Origin of the sequence: Rhodococcus rhodnii NBRC 100604 (assembly GCF_001894925.1) — a bacterium.
Classification (GTDB): domain Bacteria; phylum Actinomycetota; class Actinomycetes; order Mycobacteriales; family Mycobacteriaceae; genus Rhodococcus_F; species Rhodococcus_F rhodnii.
In genome coordinates, this window is the sequence record NZ_BCXD01000030.1 from 1 (window position 1) to 18,206 (window position 18,206).

The window sequence follows — 18,206 nt, forward strand, 5'->3', positions numbered from 1 at the left end:
AGTGAGTGCGTACGACCGAAAGTACGGCCCGGACCTCGGCGACGACGTGCCTCGCATCGGCTGGGGGCTCATCGCATGGATCGTGCCGTCGATCATCGGGATCGTGTTGCTCGAAGCACCCGGCGTGCCGCTGCTCGCGAATCAGAGTGCGCAGCTGGTGGTGCTGGCGCTCTCGGTGATCGTCTACGCGATCACGTACCGGCTGGCCCGCGGCGCGTCCCGGAACCCGCTGTCGCCACCGTGCCGGACGCGCCGGACAGCGAGGGAGATTCGGCGCGCAGCGTGCCGGCACCCTGATCCTCCCGCTCGGCGCGACAGTGAATCCAATTATGTATACACTTTGGGTGCGCTCGATCAGGGAGCAACGGAACGGAGATGGCCGTGGGTGGTGATTCACTCGACGATCAGGTGATCGTGCTGACCGGTGCCGCTGCAGGCATCGGCCGATCGGTCACACGGGCCTTCGTCGCCGAAGGAGCGCGCGTCGTCGCAGTGGACGTGTCCACCGACGTCGACTCTCTCGCAACCGAATACGGCGACCGCGTCGTCCCCGTCGTCGCGGACGTCTCGCGGTGGGAGGGCAACATCGCCGCGGCGGCGGCCGCCCTCGACACCTGGGGACGGATCGACGTGTTCGTCGGGAACGCCGCCATCACCGATTCGGCGACGGCGCTCGAAGAGATCGACGGTGATCGTCTCACCGGAGCCTTCCACGAGGTCTTCGGTGTGAACGTTCTGGCACCGCTGCTGGGGGTGCGGGCGTGTCTCGACGCGCTCGTCGCCTCTCGCGGCAGCGTCGTCCTCACGGGCTCGTTCGCGAGCACGCACGCAGGAGGCGGCGGTTCGCTCTACACGGCGTCCAAACACGCTGTGCACGGGCTGATCCGGCAGCTCGCCTACGAGTTGGCGCCGGACGTCCGGGTCAACGGTGTCGCGCCCGGCGTCGCACCGACGCGGCTGAAGGGAACGAGCGCCCTCGGCCAGACCACCGCCGATTCGGTGCTCGACGGGACGCAGCGGGCACTTCCGCTCCAGGAGATCGCACCCGTGAGCGCCTACGACGGCATCTTCACCCTGCTCGCGTCCCGCCGGTACTCGGCGGCGATGACCGGAACCCTGGTCACCGCGGACAGCGGACTGTCCGTGCGAGGAATCGCGAAGCCCGGCGGCAGGGTGCCGGCCATCGGGCACGAGCACACAGAGGTACCCGCGCCGCGGGCGTGACATTCGTACAGGAAGGGCTCGAGAATGAAGATCTACGGTATGCGCTGGGTTGGCTCGCGAACGAGCAACTACGACGAGATGCGCGACTTCGTCGCGAACAAGCTCGGTCTCACGATGGGGCTGGATCAGGAGAACGCGGTCGTCTTCGATTTCCCGGACGGATCGGCGTTCGAGGTGTTCAAGCCGACCGACAACGAGCATTCCTTTTTCGATCACCCGGTCCCGGGCATCATCGTCGACGACGTGCGCGCCGCTCGCGCCGAGCTCGAAGAGAAGGGTGTCGAGTTCATCGGCGAGGTGCACGACGGCGTCGACACGTCGTGGGGCACGGCATGGTCGCACTTCACTGCGCCCGACGGACATACGTACGTCCTGATCAGCCGCCCGGCGATGCACCCGGGCAAGACGGCCCGGGAGTTCGACGAACTGCGGATCTGCCTGAAGGTGGACGACATCGACGAGGCGGTGAAGGTCTATCGCGACGGCCTCGGTCTCCCCGTCGTGGACGACTGGACCCATCCCGGCGGCCAGCGTGGCGTGTTGTTCGGCGTCGCTCCCGCTGCGATCGAACTCTTCGACAAGGACCAGTGGGATCTCGTCGACGATTCCGAACTGGGGGAGCGGACCGGAACAGATCACGCGCTGCGGGTCGAACTCGCCGACACCGACGCCGTCGAGGCGCTCGCGACGAAGCTCGAGAAGCTCGGTGTGGGTCGCGACGGCGCGCTCACCCGTACCCCGTGGGAGCAGAACTGCCTGCGGATGAGCACGAGCGAGGGCGAGCAGTTGACGCTGTTCACGCTGCCCGCGGAGGAGCGGGTCGTCCGCGAGCACGCGCGCAGCCTGCTGCCGTACTGATCTGCCCGCGTCGGGTGATCGACCGCCGTCACAGCATCGGGACGGTGATGTAACTCGGGGCATCGGGCGACAGGAGCAGATGCTGCGGCCGCAGTTCGGATTCGTTGAGCAGCGGCCGCAGCATCAGTCCCTTCGGGACGTTCGCGGCGTAGACCGAGACGCGGAGCCGATGCCCCGGAGCGATCACCGCCTCGGTCGCGAGGAGACCGAGGTCGATCCCGGTGCGTTCGCCCGGCACGACCGGCTGCCGCGATGCGAGAGTGAGGGTGTGCACCGGGTCGACGAGGTCGCCGTTCGGTGCCCGCACGCTCTCGCTCTCGGTGACGGCCCGCAGCGAGGCCGTCACTTGCCCGGACGTCAGCTGACGAGACGTTCCGTCCGGTGCGACGTCGTCGAGCGTCACCGCCCAGTAGCCGTCCGTCGCGTCGAGGATCGTCTCGAGATGCACGCCGACGGGCCCCGAGACGACGGTCTCGCGGTCGACCGGTGCGCTCGTGAAGGTCAACGCATTCGTCTGCGCGATCCGGCCGTCCTTACCGCACGCATCGATCACCGCGAGCAGGCCCGCAGTCTGTTGCGCGGCGTCGCGAGAGCACATCGTCGTGAGTCCTGGTGCAACCGTGAGCGTCTCGGACGATGCCGAGGGCTCGCTGGTGAGCGAGCCGTCGTGCACCGACTGCGCGGTCCCGGTCGGCTCGGGCGAGAGATGCAGCCGGGTGTATTCCGCGTCGGGATTCGGGAAGGCGTCGCTGCGCTGCCACGTGCCGCCCTGCTGGAACAGCGTCACCGGCCCGTACTCGTCGATGCCGTTGTCGATTCCCTTGAGCCACTTGTCGAACCACGCCCGCTGCAACACCTCGAGGCGGGGCGGTGCGCCGTCGCGACCGAGCCCGGACGTCGCCGAGATGTGATACCACTCGCCCATCATGAGCTGCTTGCGTCCGGGCTCGGTGTCGATCGCGTCGTAGATCCGGGGCTCGGAATAGGTGAACAGATCGTGCCACCCACCCACGACGAACGTGGGAATCGTGATGGCGGAGGGGTTTCCGCTCCAGTCGCGGCGGATCGAGCTGTCGGCGTCGAGCAGATCGCGCATGTGCGGCGGGATGTCGTCGATCGTCGGCGTGAGCAGCGCGGCGGCGACGAGGTCGAAGAACACCGTCGGATGCTCGACGCGTGAGGCGAGCCAGGCCCAGTCGAACTCGCCGCGAGCGAGTGCGCCGAGGTCGGGAATCAGCTTGAGTGCGTTGACTCCCGCGAGCCACGGCGGCAGGAACCCGACGCCGAGGCCGCCGCCGGGAGCGATGATGTCGCGCAGCAGGTCGCTCCCCGGTACCAGCGGGAAGATCGCCTTCAACGCCTCGGGTCGCTTCTCGGCCGCCTGGAGCTGGTTGATCCCGGAATACGACGCACCCGTCATGCCGACGGAGCCGTCCGACCACGGCTGCGCCGCGGCCCAGTCGATCGTCTCGACGCTGTCGCGCTGTTCGCGTTCCTGGAAGACGTCCCACACGCCCTGCGAGAAACCGGTGCCGCGCACGTCGACGACGACCTGTGTGTAACCACTGCGTACGGTGTCGCGATCGAGCGCGAAGCCGCGAACGAAACCGCCGTCGAGAGTGTTGATCAGGTCGCCGAGGCCGGAGACACCGGTTCCGCTCAGGTCGACGTCGCCCGCGAGTTCGGTGAGCGCATCGGACATCCCGGGGATCGAGAACGCCGCATCCGCGAGTGCGCTGATCAGCTTCGTGTACGGCGTCATCGTGAGCAGGGTGGGCATCGGCTCGTCGATCGGTACGCCGGTCGCGTCCGCAGGCCGATAGACGTTGGCCTTCAGGACGGTTCCGTCGCTCATCGTGACCGGGACGTCCCACTCGATGTGGACGTCGGGGTACTGCGGCGGGGCGGTCGCGGCGTCGATCCACGACGACTGGTCTGGTAGCGGATCCGCCTGTGCGGGAACGGCGACGGCGGTCGCCGCCACCAGCAGTCCCGTCGCGGCCGTACCGACGAATCGTGTGACCGCGAGCCGCGAACGCGTCCTCTTCATCGCCACCCCTGTCGTCGACGAGTCGCGTGGGTCCGCCCGGCTGTCACCCGGCGAATGACTGCGGGGACTGTAAACGGGGTCACACGCGGTGGCAAGGGTTGGACGGCGTGTCGCCGAAAGTGGTGATGTCGGTGCGGTTTCCTGTGGGTCGATCGTGTGTCGGCTCTTGTCAAGGGCCGCAGGGTCCGCCACTATGCCTGAATTGGTCAATCGTCCAACCGGTTCGGCGGCGGGGAGGTCACCGATGGGGAGAAACTCGACGAGTGCACGATTCGGCGGCGGGGATTCGCCGAATTCCGGCATCCCGCGACGCCTGTTCCTTCGAGGCGTGGCAGCGATGAGTGGAGTGGCGGCAGCGATGGTGCTCGCGGAGCCCGCGCTCGCCGCGCCTGGAGAAGCCCGGCGGCGACGCGAGCACGATCCGACGCTGTACGACGCGATCGTCGTGGGCGCGGGGATATCCGGGCTCGCTGCGGCGAAGTCGCTCGTCGCCGCAGGCCGCACGGTCAAGGTCCTCGAAGCCCGCGGCCGTGCCGGCGGACGAATCCACAATCACCCCACCGCGCGACTCGGGCTCACCACGGATGCGGGAGCCGAGTTCATCGGGCCGACACAGAATCGCGTCGACGCCCTCGCCCGCGAGTACGGCGTCGAGCAACTGCCGACGTACGACGACGGTTCGAGCGTGTTCTGGAACTCCGGGCAGCGCCGCCTCTTCGCGGCGCAGCCCGGACTGCCGCTCGACGGCGGTGTGATCGCCGCGCTGCCGGTTGTCGCCGAGATCGAAGGCATCTGTGCCGGTTTCCCCGTGGGGGAGCCCTGGCGGCACCCGCGTGCGGCGGAGTGGGACGCCCTCACGTGGCGGCAGTGGGTGGAACAGCGAACGTCCGTGGCGACCGCACGGATGGTCCTCGACCTCGCGGCGTCGGCGGCGCTGTCGGTGAAGGGAGACCAGTTCTCGGCGTTGTACATGCTGAACTACGTCGCGTCGTCGACCGACGAGAACACCGGTGGTCCCTCGTATGTCGCGCGCCTGCTCGGAACCGCCGGAGGCGCTCAGGAGAGAGTCTGCAACGGTGGGGCCGCGCTGATTCCCTTGCGGATGGCCGAGGCGCTGCGTGAGCACATCGTGTTCGACGCGCCGGTGCGAGCGATCGATCAGGCCGGCGATCACGCCGTCGTCGTCTCCGACGCCGGGACCTTCTCGGCGCGCCGTGTCGTCGTGGCGATGTCGCCGGCGATCTCGCACCGGATCGAGTACATCCCCGCTCTTCCCGAGCGTGCTGCGCTGTGTGCGGGCTACACGATGGGCCGGATCGGGAAGTTCGCGGCGGTGTACGAGCGACCGTGGTGGCGCGAGAAGGGCCTCTCCGGACAGGCATTCGGAAACGCGACGCCCACCGACGTGACGTTCGAGAACTACGCCGAAGGCAATCACATCCTCATGGGTTTCGTGTCGGCGGACGAGATGGCCCGGCTTGACGGAGCGCCCGAACAACAGGTCGTCGACGAATGCATCGATGCCTTCGCCGGGTACTTCGGCGACGAAGCGCGCGAGTACATCGACTACTCGCTGTTTCGCTGGGACGACGAGGAGTGGTCGTGGGGCGGCCCCGTCGCGACCAGTGCGCCGGGAGTGCTCACGACGTACGGTCACGCTCTGCGCGATCCCGCGGGCGTCGTCCACTGGGCCGGAACCGAAACGTCGGACTACTGGACGGGATACATGGACGGAGCCGTGCGTGCAGGCGAACGCGCGGCAGCCGAGATCGTGGCGGTGTCGAGATGACCGCGAACCGACCGGTGACCGCCGCCGCGATGCCGGCGCTGTCGCGACGAACGTTTCTCGGTGCCGGAGCGCTCGCCGCGGCGGCCGCCCTCCTCGGCCCCCGCGCGCTCGCCCGGGCACAGGTGAGCGGGCTTCGGGCCGGACGCGGCCGGGCCGACGTGACCGGTGAGATCCTCGGTGCAGGCATGCTCGGTTACGCCGTCCTCGATCAGACGACGAGCGGACTGCACCTGCGGCAGTACTCGCGGGCGTTCGTCGTCGAGGATCCGTCGTCCGGTGAACGGATCGCCCACGTCACGGTGGACGTCGGGCTCATGTTCCAATCGATCCTCGAAGAGGTCGTGCGGCGTCTCCAGCAGCGATTCGGCGACCTCTACCATCGCGGCAACGTCCTGCTCGGCGCGACGCACACCCACGCGGGCCCCGGCGGGACGAGCGGTCACGCGATGGTCGACATCACGGCACTCGGCTTCCGGCAGCGCAGCTTCGAGGCGCAGGTCGCCGGAATCGTCGAGTCGATCGTCGCCGCACACGACGATCTCGCGCCGGCCGAACTGGCGGTGTCGATCGGGGTCGTGGAATTCGGGGGAGGTAATCGCTCGCCGCTCGCGTTCGCCCGCAACCCCGATGCCGACCGCGCGCGGTTCCCGAACGGAATCGATCCGCTGACACGCAATCTCGGAATCGTGCGAGCCGGTGAGCTCGTCGGCACGATCAACTGGTTCTCCACGCACGGCACGTCCCTGCCCGCCGACAACACGCTCGTGAGTTCCGACAACAAGGGGTACGCCGCGCTGCTCGCCGAGACCGAGCTGTATCCGGGGATGCGCGGCGACGGCAAGCCGTTCGTCGCGGCGTTCGGTCAGGCGACGCCCGGCGACGTCAGCCCGAACCTCACCGAGGGGATCGGCGACGACCCGTTCGCGGCGACGGCCCTCGTCGGCCGTCGTCAGCTCGACGGGGCGGTCGAGGCTCTCGGTGGCGGCGCCGCGGTGGGGACGGGTCTCGATCAGCGCCACCGCTACGTGCACCTGCCGTCGTTCGTCGTGGCGGCGCAGTACACGGGCACCGGCCGCGACGAGCGGCTGTCGCCCGCGATGCTCGGGGCGTCGTTCGCCGCGGGCAGCACCGAGGACGGTGGTGGCGGCGACGATCTGCCGTTCTTCGAAGCCGAGTACGGCGGAAACCCGCTGATCGGCCGCATCGGCGACGTCGTCGTGCCGCCGCATCTCGCCGAGCCGCAACACCCCAAGGACATTCTGCTGCCGATGGGGCTGATCGACGGGATGATCCAGCAGACCCTGCCGTTCCACCTCGTCCGGATCGGCGGGCTGTACCTGTTCACGTGCCCGTTCGAGGCGACGGTGACGGCGGGCCTGCGGCTGCGCCGCGCGATCGCGAGTGCGGTCGGCACAAGCGAGGATGCCGTCCAGATCCAGGGCTACACCAACGGATACGCGCACTACGTCACGACGCCCGAGGAGTACGACCAGCAGGAGTACGAGGGCGGCTCGACGATCTTCGGCAGATACCAGTTGCCGGCGGTCGTCCAGATCGCGACCGAGCTCGCCACCGACCTGGCGAGCGGCCGCCGCAGCGATCCGGGTGCACCCGAGCCCGACATGATCGGGCGGATCCCGCACTCGCCCGTCGGCAACCCGTCCGTCGACGTGGCGCCGGACGGTCGCACGTTCGGCGACGTCCTCACGGCACCGGCCGCGTCGTACGCGCGGGCGGAGACGGCCGTCGCGGTGTTCGTCGGTGCGAACCCGAACAACGTGCTGCGGCGCGGCGACACCTATCTCGCAGTCGAACGGCGCGACGGCGCCACGTGGTCGACCGTGGCGACCGATGCGGACGTCGCGACGTTCCTGCGGTTCGACACCGAGGGCCTCGCGACGCGAGCCCGGGTCGAGTGGGTCGTGCCCGCAGGGCAGCAGCCGGGCACCTATCGGCTGCGCTACTTCGGGGACTCGCGCGCCGCGAGCGGGGTGACGACGCCGTTCGCCGGGGCGACGGAGCCGTTCGCCGTCGCCTGACGCTCCCGCCGTGGTGCGCACGCTCCCGCAGCAGGGGGAGCGTGAGCGCGAATCGGGGAGCGTGGCGCTAGTGTCTGCGTGATTCGGCAGGCGGACGGGGGGGACACGGGATGACGCGGCATTTCTCGAGGACGGTGCTGATCGCGGTACCGGCCGCACTCGCGGTGGCCTGTGCGCCGGTGCAGGGCGAGCCGGCGACCACCGAGACGGTCGCCGACGCGGTGCGCGTGCTCGATCCGTGCGCACTCGTGCCCGAGGACTCACTGGGGGACGGCGAGATCCTGCAGTACGGCTCGGCCGTGCAAGCGACGGTGTGTGCCGCGCTCGTCCGGCGGCCGGACGGCACCGAGGTGCGCGTCGAGCTGTCGCTGCTGCCGTCGTCGTTCGCGCGCAGCGATGGCCCCGACCTCGCGCGCGGGCTGTGCGAGCGGACGTTCACCGTCCCGGGCGGCCACGGTTCGGTCCGTGTCGCGGAGGTGCCCGGCGTCGACACGTGCGACGCGGCGCAGGCCGTCGCGGACGGCGCCGCGGCGATCCTCGACGCCGGCGAGGGGCGCCGCGGCCCCACCGATCCGCTCGCCACCGATCCGTGTTCCGTCCTCGACGCGCCGGTGCCGGGGCCGCCCGGCCCACCGCGCCCCTTCCACTGCTCCGACGACGCGGGAACGAGCGTCGATCTCTCGTTGCGGACGGTCTCCGATCGAGGGCATTCGGACGAACCGGTCGTGGGCCCGGACGGCTGCACGCGCGTGATCCCGGTCGGGAAAGAGATCGACATCACTCGCGAGGACGTGGACGTGGACGAGTTCGCCCGCTCGCTGGGCCGCGCGCACGTCGTCGTCACTGTTCGCGCTACGAATTGCGGCACGCTCGCGACGGTCGCGGAGAGGGTCGAACGCGCCTTCGCGTGACGGCCGAACACCCCCGTGAAGTGCACGCACTTCCCGGACCGTACGGCCTTCTCGGTAAGGTTGCTTCCCGGACCAGCAATTTCCCTATCGCCCCGGAGGTGGGTACGCGTGGCTCTCGTCGTCCAGAAGTACGGCGGATCGTCGGTCGCAACGGCCGAACGAATCCGTAGGGTTGCTGAACGGATCGTCGAGACCAAAAAAGCGGGCCACGACGTCGTCGTCGTCGTCTCCGCGATGGGCGACACCACCGACGAGCTGCTCGATCTCGCCCAGCAGGTCTCCCCGGCTCCGCCGGCGCGTGAGATGGACATGCTGCTCACCTCGGGTGAGCGCATCTCGAACTCGCTCGTCGCGATGGCGATCCATTCGCTGGGAGCGCAGGCGCGCTCGTTCACCGGCTCGCAGGCGGGTGTCATCACGACGTCCGTGCACGGCAACGCCAAGATCATCGACGTCACGCCCGGCCGTGTCCAGGACGCGCTCGACGAGGGCTCGATCGTGCTCGTCGCCGGTTTCCAGGGCGTCAGCCAGGACAGCAAGGACGTCACGACGCTCGGTCGCGGCGGGTCGGACACGACGGCCGTCGCGCTCGCTGCGGCCCTCGACGCCGACGTGTGCGAGATCTACACCGACGTCGACGGCGTCTACACCGCCGACCCGCGCATCGTGAAGGACGCGCAGCGGCTCGAGAAGGTGTCGTTCGAGGAGATGCTCGAACTCGCCGCGTGCGGCGCCAAGGTGCTCATGCTGCGGTGCGTCGAGTACGCCCGCCGTTACAACCTGCCCGTACACGTTCGCTCGTCGTACACCGACAAGCCCGGCACCATCGTGGCCGGATCGATGGAGGACATTCCTGTGGAAGAGGCCCTGATCACCGGAGTTGCGCACGATCGCAGCGAAGCGAAGATCACGATCGTCGGCCTGCCCGACACCCCCGGCTACGCAGCGCAGATCTTCCGCGCCGTCGCCGAGGCGGAGATCAACATCGACATGGTTCTGCAGAACATCTCGAAGGTCGAGACCGGCAAGACGGACATCACGTTCACGCTGCCGAAGACCGACGGCCCGCGTGCCGTCGAGATGCTGAGCAAGCTGCAGGACAAGGTCGGCTTCAGCCAGGTGCTGTACGACGACCTCATCGGCAAGGTCTCGCTCGTGGGCGCCGGTATGCGCAGCCACCCGGGCGTCACCGCGACCTTCTGCGAGGCGCTCGCCGACGCCGGCATCAACATCGACCTCATCTCGACGTCGGAGATCCGGATCTCGGTCCTCGTCGACGACACCGAACTCGACGACGCCGTGCGCGCGATCCACACTGCATTCGAACTCGGCGGCGCGGAAGAGGCCGTCGTCCACGGCGGAACGGGGCGATAGATCATGACCACCATCGCTGTCGTCGGTGCGACCGGTCAGGTCGGCATCGTCATGCGCGCGCTGCTCGAGCAGCGCAACTTCCCTACCGACTCGGTGCGGTTCTTCGCGTCGGCGCGGTCGGCGGGCAAGAAGCTGCCGTTCCGCGGCGAGGAGATCGTCGTCGAGGACGTCGCCGCCACCTCGGACGAGGATCTGAAGGGCATCGACATCGCCCTGTTCTCGGCGGGCGGCACGCTCTCGAAGGAGCAGGCACCGCGCTTCGCGGCCGCCGGCGCGACCGTCGTCGACAACTCGTCGGCGTGGCGTAAGGACCCGGAGGTCCCGCTCGTCGTGAGCGAGGTCAACCCCGAGGAGACGAAGAACCCGCCCAAGGGCATCATTGCGAACCCGAACTGCACGACGATGGCCGCGATGCCCGTCCTCAAGGCGCTGCACGACGTCGCGGGCCTCCAGCGGCTGATCGTGTCGAGCTATCAGGCGGTCTCGGGCAGCGGCGTCGCCGGCGTCGAGGAACTGCTCACCGAGACGCGTGCCGTCATCGACGACGCCGAGAAGCTCGTCCACGACGGCAGCGCCGTGGATTTCCCGGCGCCGAACAAGTACGTCGCGCCGATCGCCTTCAACGTGCTGCCGATGGCGGGCGACCTCGTCGACGACGGCAGCGGCGAGACGGACGAGGACCAGAAGCTCCGCAACGAGAGCCGCAAGATCCTCGGCCTTCCCGATCTGCTCGTCTCGGGCACGTGCGTGCGCGTCCCCGTCGTGACGGGGCACTCGCTCTCGATCAACGCGGAGTTCGCGAACCCGATCACGCCCGAGCAGGCACGTGAGATCCTCGCGAAGGCGCCCGGCGTCGAGCTGTCCGACGTCCCCACACCGCTGCAGGCGGCGGGCGCGGACACCTCGTTCGTGGGCCGCATCCGGCAGGATCCCGGCGCCCCCGAGGGACGCGGTCTCGCCCTCTTCGTCTCGGGGGACAACCTCCGAAAGGGAGCTGCGCTCAACACGATCCAGATCGCAGAGATCCTCGTCGCGAACAGCTGATCGCACCGCTGCGTCGGCCCCGTCCTCTCGCGAGGGCGGGGCCGATGTGCGTTCCTGCTCGTTCGCTGCGAACCGCGCCCGGGTGCGGGCAGGCGCACGCCGCCCCACAATGGTCGCCATGATCGACAAACTGGAAGCCGGACAGATCGTTTCTCGTGCGCGGTTCGTGAAGGGCACGACGTGGCGCAGCCTCGCCGACGCCATCGACAAGCCGGTCGTGTGGACGACGGCGGCGCTGCTGGGTCAGCATGCGCTCACGAGCGACGACGCGTGGAGGATCGGGGAGATCCTCGAACTCGGCGACGACGTCGTCGAGGCGATGCAGGTGCAGCCGTATCGCGGCAGCGGCACGCAGCAGATCCCGACCGATCCCACGATCTACCGCTTCTACGAGGCGCTCGACGTCTACGGCCCCGCACTCAAGGAACTGATCCACGAGGAGTTCGGCGACGGCATCATGAGCGCGATCAACTTCAACGTCGAGATCGAGCGCCGCGAGGACCCCAAGGGGGATCGTGTCGTCGTCACGCTCGACGGGAAATTCCTCGATTACAACTGGTGAGGGTGGAATCCGGCATTTCGGGACCGCTAGAGTCTGCTCCGTGACGGAGAACACAGTGCTTCCCGGGTCGGTCGACACCCTCGTCGTCGGTGCCGGCTTCGGCGGGCTCGGCATGGCGTCGCGACTGCTCGCCGCCGACCCGGACGCCGACGTGCTCGTCGTCGACAAGGCCGACGGCGTGGGCGGGACGTGGCGCGCGAACACCTACCCCGGATGCGCGTGCGACGTACCGACGTCGCTCTACTCGTACTCGTTCGCGCCGCACCCGGGGTGGAGCCACACCTTCGCCCGGCAGCCCGAGATCCTCGACTATCTCGAACGATTCGCGACGACGGCGGGCCTGCGCGATCGCATCGTCGGCGGCTGCGAGGTACTCGGTGCGGCATGGGATTCCGTCGCCGGCCGCTGGCAGGTGACGACGTCGCTCGGTGACGTGTCCGCGCGGTTCCTCGTCGCGGCGACGGGTGCACTGTCGGCGCCGTCGGTCCCCGATCTTCCCGGCACAGCGGACTTCCCGGGCGTCTCGTTCCACTCGGCGACGTGGCGCCACGATCACGATCTCACCGGGAAGCGGGTCGCCGTGATCGGCACGGGCGCCTCGGCCGTGCAGTTCGTGCCCGAGATCGCCGAGCGCGCCGCGCACGTCACGGTCTTCCAGCGGACACCCGCGTGGGTGATCCCGCGCCCGGATCGCGCCTTCTCGGCGACAGAGAAGGCGCTGTACCGCCGAGTCCCGCTCCTGCACAGGATGGTTCGCGGCACCGTCTACACTTTCCGGGAGTTCCTCGGCGGCCTCATGGCCCACGCCACGGCGCTGCTGCCCGTCGTCGAGAAGGTCTCGAAGGCCCATCTGCGTCGTCAGGTGCGCGACCCGGAGCTGCGTCGCCGGCTGACCCCGGACTTCCGGATCGGCTGCAAACGCATCCTGCTGTCGAACGACTGGTGGCGCACCCTCGACCGCCCCGACGTCACCCTCGTCGACGAGCGAGCGAGCGCACTCACCGCGTCGGGCGTGGTGGACGCGACCGGAACCGAGCACGCCGTCGACACCATCGTGTGGGCGACGGGCTTCACACCGACCGAACCGCCCATCGCCCACGCCCTGCGGGGCGAGAGCGGCAGCACCCTCGCCGAGCAGTGGGCGGGGAGCCCTGCTGCCTACAAGGGCACGACGGTGCACGGGTTCCCGAATCTGTTCCTGCTGTTCGGGCCGAACACGAACCTCGGTCACGGCTCGATCGTGTACATGCTCGAGTCCCAGATCGCGTACGCGGTGAACGCCGTCACGACGCTCGGCGACGGCGAGTACTTCGACGTCACCCGCGACGCCGAAGCCGGATACAACGACGCGATCCAGCGTTCGCTGCGCACGACGGTGTGGAACGCCGGCGGCTGCTCGAGCTGGTACGTCGACGCGACGGGCCGCAACTCCGTGCAGTGGCCGACGTTCACCTTCGTGTTCCGGCGGGCGCTGCGACGCTTCGACCGCGACGCGTACGCGATACGCCGTGTGGGCGAGCGGGTACCGGAAACCGTCGTCCCGGAGGCGCCCGCAGGCTGACACCGGTGGCGTGAGCGAGGCCGCATCACCGACAGCCGGAAGCGATCGTGCGGCCGGGACCGGCCGGGCTCTTCCGGTGGCGTGTTCCGCTCTCGGTGGGCATCGAGGTGGAGGTCGACTCTCGTGGTGGTGCTCGTCGTCCGGTCCCCGGTCGAGCGCGGCACGTTCACCCCACCGCCGGGTGCACAACGGACAGGCTGGTGTGAGAAGCCGAACACCCCTCCGGTTTTCTTGACTAGTTCCAGAAAAGCGGCATACTGGAGACCATGCGACACGATCTCGACCCCACAGCGCAGCTGCGCAGCGCGGGACTCCGCGTGACAGCCCCGCGTGTCGCAGTATTGAACGCCGTTGCGAAGCAACCGCATTCGGACGCCGATCACGTCGCCGCCCTCGTGCGCGACGAACTCGGCTCCGTCTCGACGCAGGCCGTCTACGACGTGCTCAGGGCCTGCACGAGCGCGGGACTGCTGCGCCGGATCGAACCCGCGGGTTCGTCGGCGCGGTACGAGGCACGCACCGGCGACAACCACCACCACCTCGTGTGCCGGCAGTGCGGCACCGTCGTCGACGTCGACTGCGTCGTCGGCTCGGCCCCGTGCCTGACGCCGTCCGACGCCCACGGTTTCGCCGTCGACGAGGCGGAGGTGGTCTTCTGGGGCACGTGCGGCGACTGCCGCGACACGAGCGAAGCCATGCCCGATCACCAGCGGTAACCGGAACACCCCGAGGGTCAGCCCCCCCTCGGGACACACCTCTCCGAGGAGGAACGATGTCCGACGCGTTCACCACCAACAACTTCGGCATCCCCGTCGCGAGCGACGACGAATCGCTCACCGCGGGAACGCAGGGACCGATCCTGCTGCACGACCACTACCTCATCGAGAAGCTCGCCCAGTTCAATCGCGAGCGGGTCCCGGAGCGCGTCGTCCACGCCAAGGGCGGCGGTGCGTTCGGCGAACTCGTCGTCACCGGCGACGTCAGCAAGTACACGAAGGCGAAGCTCTTCCAGCCCGGTGCGCGTACCGAGTCGCTCGTGCGCTTCTCGACGGTCGCGGGGGAACAGGGCAGCCCCGACACCTGGCGTGACCCACGAGGTTTCGCGGTGAAGTTCTACACCGAGGACGGCAACTACGACCTCGTCGGGAACAACACGCCCGTCTTCTTCATCAAGGATCCGATCAAGTTCCCCGACTTCATCCGCTCGCAGAAGCGGCTTCCGGGGTCGGGCCTGCGCGATCACAACATGCAGTGGGACTTCTGGACGCTGCGTCCCGAGTCGGCACACCAGGTCACCTGGCTGATGGGAGACCGCGGCCTGCCGAAGACGTGGCGCCACATGGACGGTTTCGGCTCGCACACCTACCAGTGGGTGAACGAGGCCGGTGAACGGTTCTGGGTCAAGTACCACTTCAAGACGAACCAGGGCATCGAGTTCCTCACGCAGGACGAGGCCGACTCGCTCGCCGGCAGCGACCCCGACTACCACCGCGCCGATCTCTACGACGCGATCGAGCGGGGCGAGCACCCGACCTGGACGTTGAAGGTCCAGGTCATGCCCCTCGACGAGGCCGAGGGCTACCGCTTCAATCCGTTCGACCTCACCAAGGTCTGGTCGCAGCAGGACTACCCGCTGATCGAGGTGGGCACGTGGACGCTGAACCGCAACCCCGAGAACTTCTTCGCGCAGATCGAGCAGGCCTCGTTCGAGCCGTCGAATGTCGTTCCGGGAATCGGCTTCTCGCCCGACAAGATGCTGCTGGGCCGCGTCTTCTCGTACGCCGACGCACACCGCTACCGCATCGGCCCGAACTACGCGGACCTGCCCGTCAACGCGCCGAAGAATCAGGTGAACTCCTACTCCAAGGAGGGCCCGATGCGCTACAGCTACAACTCGCCCGACACCCCGGTCTACGCACCGAACTCGTTCGGCGGACCGCACGCCGACCCGAACCGGGCCGGCGACGAAGGGCTGTGGAACTTCGACGGCGAAGCGGTGCGCGCGGGCTACATCGAGCACGCGGAGGACGGCGACTTCACCCAGGCCGGCACGCTCGTTCGCGAGGTCCTCGACGACGCCGCACGTGAGCGGCTCGTCGGCAACATCGTCGGGCACGTCCTCGGCGGCGTCTCCGAGCCCGTCCTGTCCCGTGTCTTCGAGTACTGGAAGAACGTCGACGCAGACCTGGGCAAGCGTGTCGAGGAGGGTGTGCGCGCCGGGCTCGGGTGACCCGTGCGGACAATTCTGTGACTTTCGCAGCAGCCCCGTGAGCGCCCCACGACCGGCCGTTTCTCGCCTAATGTCGAAGGTGGAACGGTTCGGCAGGGATCGCGCCGACACCGCTGCGTTCGACCGAACGAAACGAGGTAGACAATGAGCAATCCCATCACCAGCACACTCGACGCCGGCCAGCAGAAGATCGCAGGTGAAGCCCTCCAGGCCACCGTCGTCGATCTGATCGACCTCTCGCTCATCGCGAAGCAGGCGCACTGGAACGTCGTGGGTCGCCAGTTCCGGTCGGTGCATCTCGCACTCGACGAACTCGTCACCGCGGCACGCGAGTTCACCGACGAGGCCGCCGAGCGCGCGACCGCGATCGGCGTGAGCCCCGACGGCCGCGCGGCCACGGTCGCCCGCGACTCCGGTGCCAAGGGCTTCGGTGAAGGCTGGACGAACGACACCGAGGTCATCGCCTCGATCGTCGGCAATCTCGCCGCCGTCGTCGAGCGTCTGCGCGAGCGGATCACCTCGACCGAAGAGGCCGATCCGGTGACCCAGGATCTCCTCATCGCGATCACCGCTCGCCTCGAGCAGCTGCACTGGATGTGGCAGGCGCAGGTCGCCTGACCGCTCCCACTCACGGAAGGCCGTGCCCCGCTCCCGGGGCACGGCCTTCCGTCGTCGTGGCGGCGTCGCGCGTCAGATCGTCCGGTTCACCCTCCGGATTCCGACCCACACGCCGATCACGCACGTCGCGACCGCGGCGACGGCGCCCCACGCGACCGTGGAATCCCACAGCGTTCCCGAGAACAGCGTGCGCTCGGCATCGACGATGTACGTCAACGGATTGACCTTCGAGATCGCCTGCATCCAGCCCGGTCCCGCCTCGAGTGGCAGCATCATGCCCGAGAGCAACAGCAGCGGGAAGATCACCGACTGCTGCACGCCCCAGAAAACCCACTCACGGTCCTTGGATGCGAGCCCCAGGGCGTACGACAGCGAGCCGAGGCCGACACCGAAGACGCCGAGGATCATCAGTCCCACGAGAACGTGGAGCGGATAGAACGCGAGACCGAACGGAATCGCCACGACCGTGATGAGCAGTGCCTGGACGACGAGCGGCGCGAACTCCTTGAGCGCTCGGCCCACCAGAATCGACGAGCGGTACAGCGGTGTCGCGAGGATCCGCTCGTAGGCTCCGGTCATCAACTCGTACAGCAGGTTTCCGCCCACCATGCCGGTGCCGAAGATCGCGATCATGACCAGCACGCCGGGCAGGAACCACTGCAGTGCGGAGCCGCCGCCGAGGTCGGCACCGCCCATCATGCCGTCGAGCAGCGGACCGAACAGGCCGAGGAAGACGAGCGGCTGCAGCAACGAGAAGATGAGCGTGAACGGATCGCGCAGGATGAGCAGGAACTCGCGGACGAACACCGCGCGGGTGTCGTGGACCCACTTCGCGGCAGCCGATCTCGTGGGCGGCGCCGTCGACGCTGTGGTGTCGGAAAGCTCGGTCACGGTACTCATGCGGCCTCCTCGCGCAGGCTTCGTCCGGTCAGATTGAGGAAGACGTCGTCGAGGGAGGCTTCCTTCACGTCCGCCGATCGCACCACGACGCCGGCGGAATCGAGTGAACGCAGCAGTGGCGGAACGAGTTCCGGTCCGTGCGTCGATCTCAGTACGAGTCGGGGGATGCCGTCGTCGCCGACGTGATCCTCGGCGGAGGTCACTTCGGCGGCGAGGGCCGATCGGGCCCGCTCGAGCACGCCGCCGACGGTGTCGCCCGCCGGATCGAGGCCGAGCGTCACGACGTCGTCGGCGTGGTCACGCTTGAGCTGCGCGGGCGTGGCGTCGGCGATGACCTCACCGTGGTCGATGAGCACGATGCGCTCGGCCATCGCGTCGGCCTCGTCGAGGTAGTGGGTGGTGAGCAGCATCGTCATGGCGGTCTGCTCGCGTAGTCGCATGACGTGCCCCCAGAGGTTGGCGCGGGCGTGCGGGTCGAGTCCGGTGGTGGGCTCGTCGAGGAACAGCAGTGGCGGGTGGTTGACGAGGCCCATCGCGACGTCGAGTCGCCGTCGCTGACCGCCCGAGAGCGATGCCACCGTGCGCTTCTCGAGGCCCGAGAGTTCGAGTGCCTCGAGCAGGTCGGCGGATCGTCGTCGCGCCAGATCGGAGGGGATCGAATAGAAGCGTCCCTGGTTCAGCATCTCGTCGCCGACGCGATACGAGAAGCCGCCCGCGTTGCCCTGGCCGATGTAGCCGATCCGGGCTCGCACCTCGGCGGGGTGGGACCGGATGTCGAATCCGGCGACCTCCGCCGTCCCGGACGTCGGTTGCAGCAGCGAGGTGAGCATGCGCATCGTCGTGGACTTCCCGGCGCCGTTCGGTCCGAGGAAGGCGACGAGTTCACCGTCCCCGACGTCGAGGTCGACGCCCTTCACGGCCTCGACGACCTGCTTCTTGCGGGTGAAGGTCTTGGTCAGCCCGCGCGCTCGGACGACCGTTTTCGTACGGCGTACTGGATTGGTCATGATCGAAACGGTACGCCGTACGCTAAATTGGTGCAAGAG

Annotated in this window: 15 protein-coding genes and 1 pseudogene; 13 read left to right on the forward strand and 3 right to left on the reverse strand. The window is 68.5% G+C overall.

Annotated elements, in window-relative coordinates:
* The 3 genes and pseudogenes from RR1_RS22655 to RR1_RS18280 all read left to right on the forward strand — a co-directional run.
* Positions 1–412, forward strand: a pseudogene (locus RR1_RS22655) (hypothetical protein); the annotation flags it as partial.
* Entirely contained in the window at positions 376–1,224 is an 849-nt protein-coding gene (locus RR1_RS18275) for an SDR family oxidoreductase (RefSeq protein ID WP_040772321.1), read from the forward strand. The pseudogene RR1_RS22655 and the gene RR1_RS18275, both read left to right, overlap by 37 nt.
* 24 nt (positions 1,225–1,248) lie before the next feature.
* Entirely contained in the window at positions 1,249–2,082 is an 834-nt protein-coding gene (locus tag RR1_RS18280; protein ID WP_010836991.1) for a VOC family protein, read from the forward strand.
* 28 nt (positions 2,083–2,110) lie between these two features.
* Here RR1_RS18280 and RR1_RS18285 read toward each other — a convergent pair whose 3' ends face one another.
* The gene (locus RR1_RS18285) at positions 2,111–4,132 is read right to left on the reverse strand and encodes a CocE/NonD family hydrolase (RefSeq protein WP_040772326.1); all 2,022 of its coding nucleotides are present in this window, start codon (positions 4,130–4,132) and stop codon (positions 2,111–2,113) included.
* Between the two features lie 337 nt (positions 4,133–4,469).
* Between RR1_RS18285 and RR1_RS18290 the strand changes: the two genes are divergently transcribed.
* The 10 genes from RR1_RS18290 to RR1_RS18335 all read left to right on the forward strand — a co-directional run bounded on the left by RR1_RS18290 (position 4,470) and on the right by RR1_RS18335 (position 16,260).
* The gene (locus RR1_RS18290; RefSeq protein WP_238558934.1) at positions 4,470–5,921 is read left to right on the forward strand and encodes a flavin monoamine oxidase family protein; all 1,452 of its coding nucleotides are present in this window, start codon (positions 4,470–4,472) and stop codon (positions 5,919–5,921) included.
* On the forward strand, positions 5,918–7,960 hold the full coding sequence (locus RR1_RS18295; RefSeq protein WP_010836994.1) for a neutral/alkaline non-lysosomal ceramidase N-terminal domain-containing protein: 2,043 nt from the start codon (positions 5,918–5,920) through the stop codon (positions 7,958–7,960). The genes RR1_RS18290 and RR1_RS18295 overlap by 4 nt, the downstream gene beginning before the upstream one ends.
* Before the next feature lie 110 nt (positions 7,961–8,070).
* Complete coding sequence (locus RR1_RS18300) at positions 8,071–8,871, forward strand: hypothetical protein (protein WP_010836995.1); 801 nt, start codon at positions 8,071–8,073, stop codon at positions 8,869–8,871.
* A gap of 108 nt (positions 8,872–8,979) precedes the next feature.
* Positions 8,980–10,245 carry an aspartate kinase gene (locus RR1_RS18305; protein ID WP_010836996.1) on the forward strand — a complete coding sequence of 422 codons (1,266 nt, stop codon included), beginning with the start codon at positions 8,980–8,982 and terminating at the stop codon, positions 10,243–10,245.
* 3 nt (positions 10,246–10,248) lie between these two features.
* Complete coding sequence (locus RR1_RS18310) at positions 10,249–11,289, forward strand: aspartate-semialdehyde dehydrogenase (RefSeq protein ID WP_010836997.1); 1,041 nt, start codon at positions 10,249–10,251, stop codon at positions 11,287–11,289.
* A 109-nt stretch (positions 11,290–11,398) separates the two neighbouring features.
* Positions 11,399–11,851, forward strand: coding sequence for a cyanase (gene cynS, locus RR1_RS18315; RefSeq protein WP_010836998.1), 453 nt, complete (start codon positions 11,399–11,401; stop codon positions 11,849–11,851).
* Positions 11,852–11,891: 40 nt separating this feature from the next.
* The gene (locus tag RR1_RS18320; RefSeq protein WP_010836999.1) at positions 11,892–13,412 is read left to right on the forward strand and encodes a flavin-containing monooxygenase; all 1,521 of its coding nucleotides are present in this window, start codon (positions 11,892–11,894) and stop codon (positions 13,410–13,412) included.
* A gap of 266 nt (positions 13,413–13,678) precedes the next feature.
* Complete coding sequence (locus tag RR1_RS18325) at positions 13,679–14,128, forward strand: Fur family transcriptional regulator (RefSeq protein WP_040772322.1); 450 nt, start codon at positions 13,679–13,681, stop codon at positions 14,126–14,128.
* 56 nt (positions 14,129–14,184) lie between these two features.
* A complete protein-coding gene (locus tag RR1_RS18330; RefSeq protein WP_010837001.1) occupies positions 14,185–15,642 on the forward strand; it encodes a catalase in 1,458 nt (485 codons plus the stop codon).
* 144 nt (positions 15,643–15,786) lie between these two features.
* Positions 15,787–16,260, forward strand: coding sequence for a Dps family protein (locus RR1_RS18335; protein ID WP_010837002.1), 474 nt, complete (start codon positions 15,787–15,789; stop codon positions 16,258–16,260).
* Positions 16,261–16,332: 72 nt separating this feature from the next.
* Here the strand turns inward: RR1_RS18335 and RR1_RS18340 are convergent, their stop codons facing one another.
* Positions 16,333–17,160 (reverse strand): ABC transporter permease, encoded by an 828-nt coding sequence (locus tag RR1_RS18340; RefSeq protein ID WP_040772323.1) that lies wholly within the window; start codon positions 17,158–17,160, stop codon positions 16,333–16,335.
* Positions 17,157–18,167, reverse strand: a complete 1,011-nt coding sequence (locus RR1_RS18345; RefSeq protein WP_010837004.1) for an ABC transporter ATP-binding protein — start codon at positions 18,165–18,167, stop codon at positions 17,157–17,159. Before RR1_RS18345 ends, RR1_RS18340 begins: the two co-directional genes overlap by 4 nt.
* Positions 18,168–18,206 lie beyond the last annotated feature (39 nt).

Coding starts and splice junctions, on each gene's coding strand:
- RR1_RS18275 (WP_040772321.1), top strand. CDS start 376: ATGGCCGTGGGTGGTGATTCACTCGACGATCAGGTGATCGTGCTGACC.
- RR1_RS18280 (WP_010836991.1), top strand. CDS start 1,249: ATGAAGATCTACGGTATGCGCTGGGTTGGCTCGCGAACGAGCAACTAC.
- RR1_RS18285 (WP_040772326.1), bottom strand. CDS start 4,132: ATGAAGAGGACGCGTTCGCGGCTCGCGGTCACACGATTCGTCGGTACG.
- RR1_RS18290 (WP_238558934.1), top strand. CDS start 4,470: ATGAGTGGAGTGGCGGCAGCGATGGTGCTCGCGGAGCCCGCGCTCGCC.
- RR1_RS18295 (WP_010836994.1), top strand. CDS start 5,918: ATGACCGCGAACCGACCGGTGACCGCCGCCGCGATGCCGGCGCTGTCG.
- RR1_RS18300 (WP_010836995.1), top strand. CDS start 8,071: ATGACGCGGCATTTCTCGAGGACGGTGCTGATCGCGGTACCGGCCGCA.
- RR1_RS18310 (WP_010836997.1), top strand. CDS start 10,249: ATGACCACCATCGCTGTCGTCGGTGCGACCGGTCAGGTCGGCATCGTC.
- cynS (WP_010836998.1), top strand. CDS start 11,399: ATGGTCGCCATGATCGACAAACTGGAAGCCGGACAGATCGTTTCTCGT.
- RR1_RS18325 (WP_040772322.1), top strand. CDS start 13,679: ATGCGACACGATCTCGACCCCACAGCGCAGCTGCGCAGCGCGGGACTC.
- RR1_RS18330 (WP_010837001.1), top strand. CDS start 14,185: ATGTCCGACGCGTTCACCACCAACAACTTCGGCATCCCCGTCGCGAGC.
- RR1_RS18335 (WP_010837002.1), top strand. CDS start 15,787: ATGAGCAATCCCATCACCAGCACACTCGACGCCGGCCAGCAGAAGATC.
- RR1_RS18340 (WP_040772323.1), bottom strand. CDS start 17,160: ATGAGTACCGTGACCGAGCTTTCCGACACCACAGCGTCGACGGCGCCG.
- RR1_RS18345 (WP_010837004.1), bottom strand. CDS start 18,167: ATGACCAATCCAGTACGCCGTACGAAAACGGTCGTCCGAGCGCGCGGG.